We start from the raw sequence: 16,213 nt of genomic DNA on the forward strand, positions 1-16,213 counted from the left end.
GCCATTCATTGAACTATTTGAACTGCAGGACGCGTCGAGCCTTTGCTTGCTGACCTTCCGGCAGACCAATTGGAAAGGATCCCTGATGGCGGATTACCCCTACAGCGACGCGGCGCTTGAGGTCGAGGCGCGCGTCTCCGATCTGCTCTCCCGCATGACTCTGGATGACAAGGTTGGACTGATCTTCCACTCTTCCACCGGGCTGGCCAATCCCGAGTCCCGGGACCAATACGGACGCCCTGCCGCTGGAGAATTGATCCGTGACCGTCACATCACGGCGTTCCTCCTTCAGGGTTCGCCGAAGTCAGGGCGCGAGTTGGCTGAATGGCACAACCGCGTGCAGCGGATAGCGTTGGAACACCCCCTGGGAATCCCCGTGACTGTTTCGTCCGACCCCCGGCACGCAGTGACCGATAATCCGTTGACAGGCAATGAGTCCGCGGCGTTCTCCCGCTGGCCAGAGCCGATCGGCATCGCCGCGATCGGGGACGAGGCGGTCGCGGAACAATTTGGCGACGTGACCCGACGGGAGTACATGGCCGGCGGGATCCGGCTTGCCCTGCATCCCCAGATCGACCTCACAACAGAGCCGCGTTGGGCGCGCCAGGTGCAGAGGTTGACCAGTTCGGCGGCGAGAACGGAACCGATGTGCTCCTCGGCGTCGTGAAGGCCGGACGAATTCCGGAGTCCCGCCTGGATGAGTCGGTTCGGCGCCTCCTGCGGGAGAAGTTCCGCCTGGGTCTTTTCGATGGTGGGCGCTTCGTCGAAGAATCGGCGGCCGCGATCGTCATCGGTTCGCCCGAAAACGTTGAGGCGGGCCGCCGCGCGCAACAATCATCCGTGACGCTCTTGAAGAACGGTAAGCCGAGCGACGAACTGCTTCCGCTTCGACCCGGAATCAAGGTATATGCCGAAGGAATGGACGTTGCCGCATTCGACGGTGTGGCCGCGGTTGTCGAGTCCCCGGAGGAAGCGGATGTCGCTGTCCTGCGGCTCACCGCGCCGTCAGGGGCCGATCCCGCTCGCGGGTTCCTGGGCTCCATGCACATGGGCAGTCTCGAGTTCGATGCGGAAGTGGTGGCGCATGTCAATGCGATAGCCGAGCTCGTTCCGACGGTTGTAGATGTATTCCTTGAGCGCCCGGCGATCTTGACCCCGTTGAAGGCGCTGGTTCTCGCTGGCTCATACGGGACCGACGACGCGCCGTTTGTTGACGTGCTCTTCGGTGCCGCGAAGCCACTCGGCAAGCTGCCTTTCGACCTTCCGAGATCGATGGCGGCGGTCGAGGGGAGTCGAGAAGACGTTCCTTTCGACACTGTGGATCCACTCTTCACATTCGGACACGGACTCCGATACGACGAGTAGTCCGGCTCACACGCACGAGCCACGGGTCGACGTCGTGCCGGCGTCGGACGTGTGACCTTCCCAGAGGGATGTGTTCACGCCCCCTCAGGGCTGTCCATTGAGCGCGCCCTGCAGCCCTTGGGTGCTCCGGGCAGCCCGTGACTTGAAACACTCGTGTACGGATGTTACGGCGCTGACAACAATTCACGGCAACCGATTGACAAGTAATCAAAATCACAGTTAACTCGCGTTAGTGACGAGGAATCTCCTCGACAAAAGCGTGTCTTGACCGAAGGAGCTCACATGCAGCAAAACAAAACAATAGGAACGTTTTCCCGGCGCCAAGTGGTCGCAGGTATGCTCGCGACCACTGCGTTCGCACTCACAGCCTGCAGCCCCAAAGGTGGCGCTGCCAGCAGGGTTGCCAAGAAGCAAGACCTCAGTATTTCCATCATGCAGCAGCCTGGTTCGCTTGACCCGGTCGCGCTCTCGGAGGGCAGCGACTCATTCCTTTGGAGCTCGATCTACGACACCCTGCTCCTGACAAGCGCGGAGGGGAAGATCGTTCCGAACGCCGCAAAATCGTTCGACTACTCCAAAGATGGGAAGACACTCACCCTCACCTTGCGCGAGGGCTTGCTCTTCTCAAATGGGAAGGTTCCGACAAGCAAGGACGTGAAATTCTCCCTCGAGCGGATCAAAACCACGCCTGGCCCGGGACAATTCCAGGCTTTGAACATTGCGTCGGTAGACGCGCCTGATGACGCCACGGTTGTCATCAAACTGACCACGCCGGACCCGAACCTCTTGCGCTACCTCACGGCGCGGTGTGGCATCATCAGTGATGCCGCCACTGCCAGGGATGCCTCAACGAAGCTCAACCCGGTGGGCAGCGGTCCCTACACCCTCGACACGGCCAAGACCACGGCAGGGGCAACCTATGTGCTCAAGCGTCGGGACGACTACTGGGGCGCCGCTACCTTCCCCTTCGCCAACGTGACTCTCAAGGTTATGGCCGACACCACAGCCGTCGAGAACGCCCTGCGTTCAGGCCAGATTGACGTATCGACCATCGCCCCTACGTCGCAAGAGTCGTTCAAGAAGCAGAACTTCACATTCACCAAACTGGACGTTACCTCGGTCTTCCAACTGCTCATCGCCGACCGTGCGGGAACGATCCAGCCAGCGCTGGCCGATCTTCGTGTTCGTAAAGCGATCAACATGGCATTCGACCGCGATGCCATCGGCAAGTCGGCACTTGCGGGATTGGGAACGCCCACGTCCCAGCTGTTCTTTCCCTTCTTCCCGGGATCGGTCAAGAAGCTGGATTCGCTGTACCCTCACGACCCCGAAGGCGCGCGCAAGCTGCTTGCGGAGGCCGGCTATGCGAACGGCTTCGATGTCAAGATGCCGAGCCTCGTCTACACGCCTACCTTCGAGCCCTTGATCACCCAGGCTCTGGCAGATATCGGCATCAGGGTCACTTGGAACCCCATCCCACCCCAGGAGACGAGCAAGGCTATCACCTCCGCCTCCTACCCGATGATCCTCTGGGTCGATGGAGTCTCCCCTGGTGCGACCATTATCAACAGCCACTTCACGCCCAAGGGTTACCTCAATCCATTCCATGTCGAGGACCCGCGGCTCGCGCCGTTGGTTGCCGAATCAGCAATCACCATCGACCCTGACCGCCAGGCCGCGATCTACGAGAAGATCAACACCTTCGCCGTGGAGAACGCGTGGGACGCGCCTCTGGCCTTCAACGGACAGCTCTTTGCGGCCGCACCGGGATACAAGTATGTCGGTACCTCGCCGATGAACTTGAGCAGCCTGCGCGTATTCGCCGTCGCAGCCTAATGCGCAGGATCGGGTGCGCGGCCCTTGACGGCGGCGCGCACCCGGATCCTCCCTTTTGATTCGGAGAAACTTATGCTCTCTTTTGCCTTGCGGCGCATAGGAGTCGGCCTCGTGCTCACGTTGGTCATGACCTTTATTACATTTTGGCTTCTCAGCTTTTCCTTCGAGAGTATCGTCTCGAGCCGACTGGGACAGGCAGCGACGCCGGAGTCCATCGCCGCTGTGAAGGTCCAGCTGGGCTTTGACAGGCCGCTCATGGTCCAGTACGGCGAGTGGCTCTGGAACGTGCTCCACGGTGACTTCGGGGTGTCCTTGTTTACGCAGGAACCCGTGTCGGGGGCCGTCTTCGCCCGGCTCGGCGTCACCCTCTCAGTTGTCCTGCCAGCACTGATCATCTCGACCCTCAGCGCCGTCGTGCTGGGTGTGTTCGCGGCCAGCCGCGCGGGCGCAGCTGACAAGATCACCCAGGGGATCATGCTTGTCGGCCATTTCGTGCCCGGCCTGCTGGTGGCGATTGCGCTCGTCGTAGTCTTTGCGGTCAATCTCGGGTGGTTGCCGGCGACAGGCTTCACGCCATTCTCCGAAGACCCTGGTCTGTGGCTGGCCTCGGTGGTGATTCCGGTCACGGTGCTTTCCATTGGTGGCGCTGCCAACATCGCCTCGCAAGTGCGAGGGAGCATGATCGATGAACTGCGCAAGGATTACGTACGGACCCTTCGCACGCGGGGCATCCCGACGAACTCGATCATCCTGCGCCACGCGCTCCGCAACTCGGCCGGTCCGGCCCTGACTGTCTTCTCCCTTGAGTTCCTTGCCATGTTTGGTTCCGCGCTCATTATTGAGCAGGTATTCGCCCTGCCAGGGTTCGGGACGTTTTCATTCAACTCAGCGCTGATTGGTGATATTCCGGTGATCATGGGACTCGCTGTGTTTGGAACCCTCATGACAATCACTGTCAATCTTCTGGCCGACTTGGGAATCGGCTGGCTTAACCCGAAGGCACGAGTCTATTGAGCAACGACACCGCAACTGAACAGTCAGCGCTGCCGGCGGCCAAGGGCCGCACACCGCTCTGGAAAAAGCTGTTGAAGGATCCACAGTCTTCCATTGCAGGTGGGGTCATCTTCATTATTGTCCTCCTCGGCGTTCTTGCTCCGTGGATAACCGGGCACGGGCCCAACACAGTGCGGCTGGAGAGCATCAATTCACCGTTCAACTCTCCGGGGTATCCACTGGGCACGGATCAGTACGGACGTGATATCTGGTCACGACTCCTCCATTCGATCAACACCAGCTCCATCACCGCGGTGATCTCCACAACTATTGCGATCGGCATTGGTTCGGTGTTCGGGCTTGTCGGGGGGTACTTCGACCGACTCCGGGGCATCACGGAGTGGGTTTTTGCCCTCATCATGACGTTCCCTGGAATGCTCGTGCTGATCCTGCTTCTGCCCATCACTGGCGGTGATTTTCGGATCACAATGGCAATCTTTGGTGTGATGCTGTCACCTGGCATCTACCGCATCGTGCGGAACCAAGTCGTGGGCGTGAAGTCGGAGCTCTACATCGATGCAGCCCGGGTTTCTGGCGTTAGCACGATCCGCATCCTCGTCCGTCACGTCTTTTCGGCGGTGCGCGGCCCTGTCATCATCGCGGCGGCCTTCATGGCAGGGTCAGCGATCAGCATCCAGGCAGGGCTTGCCTTCCTTGGCGTCGGTTCAAAAGAGACGCCCAGCTTTGGCGCAATGATCAACGATGGATTCCGCAACCTCTACATTGATCCGTTGCAATACATCTGGCCCAGCCTCTTGCTTGGCATCATCAACGCGGCACTGGTTCTCTTCGGCAACGCATTGCGGGACGCGATGCAGGGAGCACAGCCGAAGCCGGCAAAGATTGGCCAGAAGGTTGACGCAAAGGCCGGAGCCGCTGGGCAGAACAAGATTTCGACTGTAGGTAAGCCCTCCGGAAACGAAGGAGTTCCATTCCTGGAAGTTACAGATCTGGTCATCGCCTACCCCAGGCCCGACGGCTCACTCAACGACGTCGTACACGGCGTAAACCTTCGGATCGAGGCCGCAGAGACACTGGGGCTTGTCGGCGAATCCGGATCGGGAAAGACACAGACTGCGTTTGCAATCCTGGGAGTGCTACCCCCTGAGGCTGTCGTCCGAAGCGGTTCAATCCGCGTTGGTGGGCGTGAATTGATCGGCATGACGGAGACTGACTTGCGAAGGATCCGAGGGAAACAGATCGCCTACATTCCGCAGGAGCCGATGTCGAACCTGGACCCTGTGTACACGGTCGGAGCCCAACTGGTTGAGGGCATTCGAGCTGCGACTGGCGTCTCGGCGAGGGCGGCAAAGGAACGTGCGCTTTCTCTGCTCGCACGTGTGGGAATCCCCGAACCGATCCGAACGTTCGGGGCCTACCCGCACCAGATTTCGGGCGGCATGGCGCAGCGCGTTCTGATCGCAGGTGCCGTGGCTAGCAACCCGAAATTGCTGATCGCCGACGAACCGACGACTGCGCTGGATGTCACCGTCCAGGCCGAAATACTGGACCTGCTGCGCGATCTACAAGAGGAATTGGGAATGGCAGTTCTGCTCGTCACGCATAACTTCGGTGTGGTCGCCGACATATGCAGTCGCATCAGTGTGATGCATGGCGGGCAGATCGTCGAGACCGGAGATGTGTTCGATGTGTTCCGGGAGCCTCAGCATGAATACACGCAGAAGCTCCTCAACGCAATTCTTGACGAGACGTCCCATCGGAAAGATCCTCCGGTTGAGACCTTGGAACTAGCTGGAGGTGCAAAACGATGACCGCTCTACTGGACGTGCGTGACCTTCGAGTCACTTACCAGGGTCGTGGACTTCGTCGTCGGTCATATGAGGTGCTGCACGGCATCTCCTTGGCCATCGGCCGTGGGGAGACTCTCGGGGTGGTTGGCGAATCCGGCTCTGGCAAGTCAACGATCGGCCGAGCTGTGCTGGGCCTTGTAAAGCCCAGAGGCGGTACGATCCACTTCGATGGGCGAGATGTCACACACGCCGATGCCGCTACGCGCCGTGCATTGGCGAAGGACCTGCAGGTCATCTTCCAGGACCCCTATTCATCGCTCAGCCCCTCACTCACCGTCGGTGACATCCTCAGTGAGCCGCTGATCGTACAGGGGGCGAGCCGGCACGATGCGCGTCGCCGGGTGCAGGAGTTGCTTGATCAAGTGGGCCTGCCAAGAGACGCGGCAGACCGCATCCCGAGGGAGTTCAGCGGAGGCCAGCGTCAACGCGTCGCGATCGCGCGGGCCCTTGCGCCGGAACCGCGTCTGATCGTATGCGACGAACCGGTATCCGCACTCGATCTGTCCACGCAGGCGCGGGTATTGGAACTGTTGATCGACATCCAGCGCCGCACCGGAGTCTCCTACCTCTTCGTGTCGCACGATCTAGCGGTGGTCCGCCACATCAGCCACCGCGTGAGCGTCGTATACCGCGGGGACATCGTCGAGACTGGAGCCGCCGAAGTTGTGACGCGCGCCCCCGAGCACCCATACACTCAGCAACTGCTCCTAGCGGCGCCGGTTGCCGATCCGGTCACACAGCAAAAGCGCCGTGCAGAGCGCAAACTTTTCCGTGCGCAACACGGGTAACACTAAAAGCGAGGAGAGAACATGAGTATTATCACGACAGTTCGGGGCGACATAGCGCCCGAGGAACTTGGCTACACATCAATGCACGAGCACTTAAATGCGGACTTCTCGTTGATGGCGGCCCTCATGGCCCGATATGGTGCCCCCAAGATCTCCCCGGAGTTGCTCGCCCTGCGGCCGGACAACATGGCGTTCCTACGCGATGGTGGCTACGCCTCCTCCCCGGAATGCGTGACTGCTGGGGACATTGAGTACACGGCAGCGGAGCTGGGCTATTTCAAGCAGATCGGTGGAAATGCGGTGTGTGACGCATCGCCGATCGGACTCCGCGGGGATGTCCGTGACCTGCTGCCGGCATCGGAAAAAGCAGACGTGCACGTGGTCTTCGCGACGGGACTGTACGTCGCCGACGCGCGGCCAGCAGAATTTCTGAACTACAGCGAGGACGATCTGGTGGCCTTCTTCACCAAGGAAGTCACGCGGGGCGTGGGTGCAACGAGCCTCCGGCCTGGATTCCTCAAGTGCGCCCTCTCAGCCACGGACCCCGCGGCCGAGCTACATGAGATAGAGGTCAGGACACTTCGGGCACTCGGACGGGTGAGCGCCGAAACCGGGCTGAGTTTGCATGTCCATACGGCATTCCCCATGTCACACGCCCAGGTTCTCACCGGATTGGAAATCGCCCTTTCGACCGGGATGATTCCCGATCGGCTCGTCATGATTCATATGGATTCGTTCCTGCGTCCGTGGGGTGCCCTGGAAAGCTATGTCAACGACATGTCCGTCGCTCTTAACGTGTCCACCGAGCTGCAGCGCGCCGTCCTGGACCATGGTGTCAACATTGGCTTCGACTCTTGGTCATCTACCGTCTCGATACTTCCAAGCGACTACGACCGTTTGAAGGGGCTCGTGGATTTGTTGCGCGCGGGCTACGGCTCGCACATCGTCATGGGCCATGACAACGGCACCAAGTCCCACGGGAAGTCCTACGGCTATTACGGATTCACGAAATTTGGTCAGTTTGTGCCACCGATGCTCAAACAACTCGGATTCGGCGACGAAGTCTATCGACAGCTCGTCGTCGACAATCCGGCCCGGATCCTTGCCCACTGACGCCAGAGCCGGCACCAACACTAAAGGAGAGCAGACATGAGCATGCAATCACCATTTGGCGGCGCCATGCCGACAAGCACCCACATGGCAGAACGCAACATCCCGTTCCCGTCCACCATCAGCCCCGAGGCGCAGGCTGCTCTGGCGATGCACGCAGTGCTCCCGGCGCAAACCATGCTGGACCCGAGCGATGTGGAAGGCTGGGCGGCCTTCAAAGCCCAGCGCGCGGCCGCCGACGACGGGACAATCACCGCGATTGCCCTGGCAACTTCAGGCCTTGTCATACCCGAAAGGCAGAGCGAGCTTGAACGGCTCGAGTTCGGAACGGCGGTCGCGTATGTAGCCACTCCAGAGGGCCACAACGCAGACGACGAACGGATCTATTTCAACATCCACGGCGGGGGGATGACCGAAGGCGGCGGAGTTTTCGCAGAGACGTCCACGCGATTCGCCGCCGGGTGCTACGGAGTTCGCGTCTGGGGCATGGACTACCGGATGCTCCCGGACCACCCGTTCCCAGCAGGACTCGACGACTGCATGACGGTCTACCGCGAATTGCTCAAGATCCGCAGGCCTGAACAGATCATTGTTGGTGGGGTCTCGGGCGGTGCTAACCTCACCGCTGCGCTGCTGTTGCGTGCACGCGACGAAGGACTCCCGCTGCCAGCCGCGGCGGTTCTCTATTCGCCGGCAGTGGATTTTACGATGTCCGGTGACACCCACGAGACGGAGCGCTTCGCAATGACCTCCGACGGACTCGGCGCCCTGGCGGACTTCTACGCCACCAACGACGACGTACTCAACCCCTATATCTCGCCGCTCCTGGGCGAGTTCACGGCAGAGTTCCCGCCCACCATCCTCATCTCCGGCACGAGGGACTTCCTGCTCTCCGACACGGTGAGATTGCATCGCAAGCTTCTGAAAGCCGGCGTTCACGCCGAACTCCACGTCTTCGAGGCGGCTCCACACGGGGGATTCGGAGGCCACGCACCGGAGGATCACGAACAGGTCGAAACCGTCCGGAACTTCATCGAAGCGGCGTGGGTGGCGGCGGCGGCACAGACGACGGCTCCGACCCGGTAGTTGAGTATGGTGTACAGCCCGCTGCGGGACCGGCCGATTCAGTTATCGGTCGGTCCCCGGTGGGTGATACCCCAGACGGCGACTAAGCGGCTGTCGCGGCGGATCAGCCCTTGGGGTGGCCGACGGCGATTGCCATCAGTCTTACTTCTGGCCCTCACGAACCGTTATTGCTTCCGAGGTCCCGAAGCGCGGAATGATCCCTGCGAGGTATTCGCTGATTGCACCATCGACGTCAACGCCGTCCCGATCGTAGAGCCACTGCGTCTGCAAGCCCTCCAAAACGGCGATGGTCGTCGCGGCGAGGATGGCCGGGGGCGTCCTGGAGTCCAATTCGCCACGATTTGCCAGCTCCTGGAAGATACGGGTCATAAAGCGGCGAATCGTCGCATAACGATCACGAAAATGTTCATGTGCCGGATGCGCCGGGTTGGACGCTTCGGCAGTCAGAACTGCGGCGAGCTCGGTCAGACCGACCAGGCGCACTCGCGTATCCAGCGAGACGACCATGCCTCGAAGCATCAGAATCGGATCCCCTTGCAGGCCGGACTTGGTATAGGCCTCAAGGACTTCGGCGCTTCGCTCATCCTGCAGCTGCAAGACGGCGCTAAGGAGATCCTCCTTGCGGGGGAAATGATGCAGGAGCCCGGTATGGCTCACTTCCGCCCGCCGCGCGATCTCCGCCATGGAGGCGCCATGGAAACCCGACTCGCCGAAGGTCGACATGCAGGCCTCCACGATGCCCCTGCGAACCTCGGCGGACTTCGCATAGGATCCGCGTTTGCGTTCTTGCATCTCATATCTCCCGAATCTAGTAAGTGCTTTCTAATTTCATGATACTCTACGGCAAGTTAGCAATCGATTCCCAGTTTCAGGAAATGTGCGAGGACGCAGCATGACAATTGACTATTCAGGATTCCACGCCGTCGGCCGACTTGCGATGAATGCCTTACAGCGCTCGTTCTCGATCGAACTGGATGGAACGTGGGACTTTGCGCTTACGAACGATTTGTCCCCCGAGCCAGCTACCGTCTGGACCAAGGTCACCGTTCCGAGTCTATGGACAATGACGTCCGCTCAAGACAGGCCGAGTTATACGAACGTCCCGATGCCCTTCGACGAGGTTCCCCCCATCATTCCTGCGGACAACCCCATAGGCGTATACCGGCGCCAGTTCGAGGTTGACCGCGGGGTGGATGAAAGTGTCATCCTTCACGTAGGGGCAGCGGAGGGCCACCTGCGCGTCCTGGTGAACGGCAAAGCCATCGGAAGCAGTTCCGACTCCCATTTGGCGGCGGAGTTCGACATTACGGACCACCTCGTCGAGGGCGCCAACCAGCTTGAACTTCGCGTTGCGAAGTGGTCCTCGGCGAGCTACCTCGAGGACCAGGACCAGTGGTGGCAGTCGGGAATCAGCCGGTCGGTGGGACTGATTGTGGTCCCGAAGGTGCGGCTCTCGGACCTGCTGATCGTCGCGGATTGGGACTCTGAGAGCGGGCTGGGCCGACTCGAAATCCTCGCCGAGGCGGACACCCTCGCTGCGCTGGCCGAAACTGGCCACGACGTTCGGGTGCGGTTCCTCGAAACGTCCCACGTGGTTCCGGTATCCGGGCGGATTCTCGCCCCGACCCTGCCGCCGCCTGCCACAGACCGATCCGTGCGGCCCGAGCAGCGGCTTCCCGACGATTTTATGGACCTCCTGAGCATCACGGCCGCGAGTGCCCCGACGCCGCCGGAGTTCCGGGCGACTGCGGATATGTTCGGCCAGGCGCACCAAGGGCCGGTTTCAGCGGCCGGCACTGCCATCATCACGATGGAGAACCTGGCCGTTGAGCCATGGTCCGCCGAGATTCCCGCCCTTTATGATCTGACCGTGGAGCTCATCAACGCGGACGGCTCCGTTGTCGACAGTACTGGCATGCGCGTCGGTTTCCGCCGTGTGGCCATCGTCGGGCGCGACCTGCTCGTGAATGGCCGGAGGATCATGGTCCAGGGGGTGGCGCGGCATGATTTTGATCCGCGGACAGGGCGCGTGCTCTCTCGCGAGCGCATGCTGGCGGAATTGTCGCTCCTGAAGCGCCACAACGTGAATGCCATTCGGACGGCGCATTACCCGAATGATCCTGCCTTCCTGGACCTGTGCGACGAGCTCGGCTTCTACGTCGTGGACGAGGCCGACGTCGAGGGTCACGCTTTTGCGTCGACCATCGCCGACAACCCTCACTATCTGACGGAAATCGTCGATCGTGTGGCGCGGATGGTTCGCCGTGACAGAAACCATCCATGCGTGATCGCCTGGTCGCTCGGGAATGAGTCAGGCTATGGGGCCTCCCATGACGCCGCCGCAGCCTGGGTGCGGAAAGCCGATCCCACCCGGCCAGTCCACTATGAGGGCGCGGTCTCGACCAACTGGCATGGAGGGCACGCAGCGTCCGACATCATCTGCCCGATGTATGCCTCATTCGCCAGCCTTGAATCCATTGCGCGGGATGAGCGGGCCGACAGGCCTGTGATCCTCTCGGAGTATGCGTATTCGCAGGGAAATTCGACCGGTGGGCTGGCCGAATACTGGAAATTGTTCGAACGCCTGCCGGGCCTGCAAGGCGGGTTCATCTGGGAATTCATGGACCATGCCCTGGACCCCGACGGCGATGGCCGATTCCGGTACGGGGGAGACTTCGGTGACGCCCCCACCAACGGTGCCACGGTGTTGAATGGCATCGTCTTTGCTGACCTGCGGCCCAAACCGGCGCTCTTGGAGGCGCGCGGGATCTTCAGCCCTGTGAAGATTGTGTCCAGCGGCGAGCTGGCCCGAGCCGGCCGCTTACGGCTGCGCAATCGTCAGACCTTTGCCGACCTGCGAGCCTTTACGCTCACCGTACATGTTGATACAGCGGCAGGTCCGCTTGGAGAAACCACTGTGGCGACTGCTGACGTCCCTGCAGGTGCCGAAGCTGACATTGAGCTGCCTGCACACGTTGCGCTGCACGCCCGGAAACCGGACGCGCTCGGTGTCACACTGACCCTGACACTCAAGGAGGATGCTCCGTGGGGGCCCGCCGGGACAGAAGCCGCTGTGCTGCAGGTCGCGCTTCCCCGCACCATCCCGGTTCTAGCGATGCCGAAAGGCCCGGCGCACGTTGACGCGTCAGGCGATATCGCACATCCACTGTTGGCCGTTCCTCCCCGGCTCTGCCTGTGGCGGGCGCTGGTGGACAACGACAAGTCCTTCTCCCTCGACCAGCGATTCATCCGTTCCGGGTTCTTTTCCCTCGAGTTGGAGAGTGCCGAGGTCCAGGAGGCCGGATCGGGAACCCAGACAGTTCTGGGCTACCGAACTGCGTTCGGGGACCCGGTGATACATCGACGCACCATTTCCGCGATAGACGGAGGATATTTCTTCGCGGAGGATGTGACATTGCCGCCGGACACCAGGGACGGACTGCGCGTGGGCATCGAGTTCACCCTGGTCCCGGGGTTCCGGGATGTGTCGTGGGTGGGGCTTGGTCCGTGGGAAAACTACCCGGACCGCAGGGATGCAGCGTTGCTGGGGAATTGGTCGGGAACCGTCGAGAGCCTGGCCGTTCCCTACGTGCGGCCGCAAGAGAACGGGACACGCGGGGGCACCACATCACTTGAGTTCATTGGGGCGCCCGGATTCGCCCGGGTGGAGACGGATGCGCCGGTGTCATTCAGCGCCTCACGGCATACGGTTGAGCAGCTCGAGGCTGCCACGCACTGGTGGAAACTCCCTGAATCCGAGGTCACTGTGGTCCACCTCGATGTTGCACATCGAGGTGTGGGGACTGCGCTGCTCGGCCCCGATACGCGTCCCCTGCACAGGCTGTCGAGCAGCCACTATTCATGGAACTGGACCCTCGGGCTGGGCGCGCCATGAGTCCAGTGGAGGTGCTTTCGCCCGTTCATGGCCTGGTGAGGGTGCCGCGGCGAACAGTGCTCCTTCTCCTGCTTGCGACTTTTGGCTGCGGGATGGCGATGATTGTTCCCATGGCGTACTCACTCGCCCTGCGCTTGGAAGATCTCGCCCCGAACCGTGCAGACGTGCTTGGGTACATCCTAGGCATCGGCTCTGCGGCGAGCCTTGTGTTTGCGCCGGTTAGCGGTGTTTTGAGCGATCACACAAGATCACGTTGGGGTAGGCGACGTCCGTACACAGTGATCGGAGTCTTCGTGGGCCTCTCCTCGGTGCCCGTCATGGCCTACGCGCCATCGATTCCAGTGCTCGGACTCGCTTGGGTGTTGTCGACCATAGGTTGGGGCACCGCCGCCGGATCGATCGGCAACTGGCAGGCGGATCAGCTTCCCGAGCACCAGCGGGGAAGAGTCTCCGGCCTCACAGGGATGACGATGCAGCTTGCCCCGGTCATTGGGATACTTCTGGTCGGACTCATGGGCAAGCAAATCCTTCTGGTGTTCCTCGTCCCCGCCGCCATCGGCACCGTTCTAATTGTGTTGTTCGTTTTCGGTGCCCCAGAGACTGACTCGCGGCGCTTTACCCATACGGAGAGCCTTTCCATCGGCCATGTGTTCAGAAGCTACACCTTCTCCCCGCGAGAGTTTCCCGACTTCGCGTGGGCCTGGGCGGGGCGCTTCATCTTCTTCCTAGGCCTCACGCTGACCACGAGCTTCACCGTGTACTTCTTCGCCCAGAGACTCGGGCTCCCCGTTTCAGGCGTGGCGTCTGTCATTGGCCTCACCTCGGCTCTCAGCATCATCTCGGCCACCCTCGGTTCCGTCGGGGCGGGTTGGCTCAGCGACCGAATGCACCGTCGCCGGCCCTACATTGTTGTTGCCGTGATTGTCTTCGCTGGGGGAGCGGTCATATCTGCCTTCGCGCACGAGCTCACCTGGCTTCTAGTGGGCAGTGTGGTGAACTCTCTGGGTATCGCCGTCTTTTCTTCGGTCGGGCAGGCACTCGTTCTCGATGTGCTGCCACACCGCGAGACTCAAGCCGGCAGATACATGGCCATCACGGCGTTCTCGCAGAAGATCCCCGGCGTCGTTGCACCGATTCTGGCACCGGTCATCCTCGCTCTCGGATCCTCCGCGGGTGAGCAGAACTTCACGGCACTGTGTCTGTTCTCGGCTATGCTCGCCGTTGCTGGCGGGCTCACCATCTCTGTGGGCGTTCGTCATTCACCCTAGCCCGGCAAACTATGTGCCGGCTTCCATCCCAAAGCAGTTCAAGTCATGGCGGGTTTAGCCGCCACCATCCTGGAGGACCCAAATGTTGAAGCCCCGAACCACCGCCACCCGCGAACTGCTCAGCCTGGACGGTCTCTGGCGCTTTGCCACCGACGCATCCGTCAATAGGCAGCCATGGGCATCACTGCTGGACACGAAGCTGGAAGCGGCTGTCCCGTCCAGTTACAACGACCTGTTCGTCGATTCCGCGATTCGAAATCATGTTGGCTGGGTCTGGTACCAGCGACAGGTCAGAATCCCTCGCTCGTGGAGCGGGGACCGCCATTTCCTGCGCTTTGACGCGGCGACCCATGAGGCCCGCGTGTACGTCAACGACGTGCTTGTGGGTGGCCATGTCGGAGGTTACACACCCTTCGAGATCGACATCACCGAGGTCGCCCAGGCAGGCACAGAGGTGCGTCTCACGGTTGCTGTCAATAATGAGCTCACGAATGTCACCGTTCCCCCCGGAACCATCACTGTGGCGGCGAACGGGAAGCGAACGCAGAGCTATTCGCACGACTTCTACAATTATGCCGGCCTTGCCCGGTCAGTCTCGCTCGTCAGTGTCCCAGCCGTACGGGTGGCCGACGTAACGGTTACTACGACTTACGAAGGCACGGTCGGAGCAGTCGACTACACAGTCGAGACCACCGGCGACGCAGACGTCCACGTCCGGCTGACAGATGAATCGGGAACCGTGGTTGCCGAGGGTTCGGGTGACTCTGGTGTACTCCACGTCCAGGACGTCACACTGTGGCAGCCGGGCTCGGCATACCTCTACACGCTCGACGTCGAACTCCACCAGGGCGGTGCCGTCGTCGACTCCTATCCGCTCGCCGTGGGTGTGCGCACTGTCGAGGTGCGAGGCGCAGAGTTCCTCATCAACGGCGAGCCGTTCTACTTCACCGGCTTCGGCAAGCATGAAGACACCGCAGTCCGGGGCAAGGGTCATGACGATGCCTACCTTGTGCACGATTTTCAGCTGATGGAATGGGCGGGTGCAAACTCATTCCGCACCTCGCACTATCCCTATGCGGAAGAAGTTCTTGAGTTCGCGGACCGCCAGGGCATTGTCGTGATCAACGAGACCGCGGCCGTTGGACTCAACCTGGCTGTTGTCGCAGGCCTCACCGGAATGCCGCAGAAGCCCACCTTCTCGCCGGAGACGTACGGCGCCGAGACTCAGGCAGCGCACGCCCAGCACCTCAGGGAGCTGATTACTCGGGACAAGAACCACCCCAGTGTGGTGATGTGGTCCATCGCCAACGAGCCGTCTTCGAACGAAGAAGGTGCGCGTGAATACTTCGAGCCGTTGGTCAAGCTCGCCCGTGAACTCGACCCAACCCGACCGTTGACGTACGCGATCGTCATGTTCGCGATGCCGGACACCGACAAGATAGCTGATCTCTTCGACGTGCTCTCGATCAACCGCTACTACGGCTGGTACATCGACATCGCCGATCTCGCGTCCGCCGAACCTCGCCTCGAGAGCGAGCTGCAACGGTGGGCGGAGAAGTTCGGTAAGCCCATGATGATGTCCGAGTACGGCGCCGACACCCTCACCGGCATGCACTCAGTTTGGGACCGGCCCTGGTCGGAGGAGTATCAGAGTGCCTTCCTCGAGATGAACCACAGGGTCTTCGATCGGATTCCTGCCATGGTCGGTGAGCAAGTGTGGAACTTCGCCGACTTCGAAACGGGGCCTGCGATTCATCGTGTCGACGGCAACAAAAAGGGCGTATTCACGCGGGATCGCAAGCCGAAGGCTGCAGCGCACACGCTTCGGGCACGGTGGACAAGCATCGGCAACAGCAAGCCAAAGACCCAGTAATGGTAAGTGTCCAATCGCCGAAGGAGCGGGTCGGAACGGGCACTGTAGGCGCAGAATGTGTCGCGAAGTCCCGGTGAATCTAGCAATGGCTTTCTATTTTGTGGTAGGTTTTAGCAACCGGTTTCGAG

At 61.1% G+C, this 16,213-nt stretch carries 12 protein-coding genes; 11 read left to right on the top strand and 1 reads right to left on the bottom strand.

Going from position 1 to position 16,213, the window contains the following annotated elements; all coding sequences use genetic code 11:
• Window positions 1-85: 85 nt before the first annotated feature.
• The 8 genes from NFJ07_RS02280 to NFJ07_RS02315 all read left to right on the top strand — a co-directional run bounded on the left by NFJ07_RS02280 (window position 86) and on the right by NFJ07_RS02315 (window position 9,049).
• Entirely contained in the window at window positions 86-667 is a 582-nt protein-coding gene (locus NFJ07_RS02280) for a glycoside hydrolase family 3 N-terminal domain-containing protein (RefSeq protein WP_269992196.1), read from the top strand.
• A complete protein-coding gene (locus NFJ07_RS02285; RefSeq protein ID WP_269992198.1) occupies window positions 595-1,365 on the top strand; it encodes a glycoside hydrolase family 3 C-terminal domain-containing protein in 771 nt (256 codons plus the stop codon). The genes NFJ07_RS02280 and NFJ07_RS02285 overlap by 73 nt, the downstream gene beginning before the upstream one ends.
• A 282-nt stretch (window positions 1,366-1,647) precedes the next feature.
• Window positions 1,648-3,201, top strand: coding sequence for an ABC transporter substrate-binding protein (locus tag NFJ07_RS02290; RefSeq protein ID WP_269992200.1), 1,554 nt, complete (start codon window positions 1,648-1,650; stop codon window positions 3,199-3,201).
• 72 nt (window positions 3,202-3,273) lie between these two features.
• Entirely contained in the window at window positions 3,274-4,215 is a 942-nt protein-coding gene (locus NFJ07_RS02295) for an ABC transporter permease (protein ID WP_269992201.1), read from the top strand.
• Window positions 4,212-6,026, top strand: a complete 1,815-nt coding sequence (locus NFJ07_RS02300; protein ID WP_269992202.1) for a dipeptide/oligopeptide/nickel ABC transporter permease/ATP-binding protein — start codon at window positions 4,212-4,214, stop codon at window positions 6,024-6,026. Before NFJ07_RS02295 ends, NFJ07_RS02300 begins: the two co-directional genes overlap by 4 nt.
• Window positions 6,023-6,853: an ATP-binding cassette domain-containing protein gene (locus NFJ07_RS02305; protein WP_269992203.1), complete on the top strand. Its 831-nt coding sequence runs from the start codon at window positions 6,023-6,025 to the stop codon at window positions 6,851-6,853. The genes NFJ07_RS02300 and NFJ07_RS02305 overlap by 4 nt, the downstream gene beginning before the upstream one ends.
• Before the next feature lie 21 nt (window positions 6,854-6,874).
• The gene (locus NFJ07_RS02310) at window positions 6,875-7,966 is read left to right on the top strand and encodes a phosphotriesterase family protein (protein ID WP_269992204.1); all 1,092 of its coding nucleotides are present in this window, start codon (window positions 6,875-6,877) and stop codon (window positions 7,964-7,966) included.
• Between the two features lie 36 nt (window positions 7,967-8,002).
• On the top strand, window positions 8,003-9,049 hold the full coding sequence (locus NFJ07_RS02315) for an alpha/beta hydrolase (protein ID WP_269992206.1): 1,047 nt from the start codon (window positions 8,003-8,005) through the stop codon (window positions 9,047-9,049).
• Between the two features lie 141 nt (window positions 9,050-9,190).
• Here NFJ07_RS02315 and NFJ07_RS02320 read toward each other — a convergent pair whose 3' ends face one another.
• A complete protein-coding gene (locus NFJ07_RS02320) occupies window positions 9,191-9,841 on the bottom strand; it encodes a TetR/AcrR family transcriptional regulator (protein WP_269992207.1) in 651 nt (216 codons plus the stop codon).
• A gap of 100 nt (window positions 9,842-9,941) precedes the next feature.
• On the opposite strand from NFJ07_RS02320, the gene NFJ07_RS02325 reads away from it, so the two are divergent.
• The 3 genes from NFJ07_RS02325 to uidA all read left to right on the top strand — a co-directional run bounded on the left by NFJ07_RS02325 (window position 9,942) and on the right by uidA (window position 16,085).
• Window positions 9,942-12,944, top strand: a complete 3,003-nt coding sequence (locus NFJ07_RS02325) for a glycoside hydrolase family 2 TIM barrel-domain containing protein (RefSeq protein WP_269992208.1) — start codon at window positions 9,942-9,944, stop codon at window positions 12,942-12,944.
• A complete protein-coding gene (locus tag NFJ07_RS02330; protein WP_269992661.1) occupies window positions 12,941-14,212 on the top strand; it encodes an MFS transporter in 1,272 nt (423 codons plus the stop codon). Before NFJ07_RS02325 ends, NFJ07_RS02330 begins: the two co-directional genes overlap by 4 nt.
• Window positions 14,213-14,294: 82 nt before the next feature.
• Complete coding sequence (gene uidA, locus NFJ07_RS02335) at window positions 14,295-16,085, top strand: beta-glucuronidase (protein WP_269992209.1); 1,791 nt, start codon at window positions 14,295-14,297, stop codon at window positions 16,083-16,085.
• Window positions 16,086-16,213: the final 128 nt, after the last annotated feature.

This window comes from Arthrobacter sp. B2a2-09 (assembly GCF_027587375.1).
Lineage (GTDB): Bacteria > Actinomycetota > Actinomycetes > Actinomycetales > Micrococcaceae > Arthrobacter.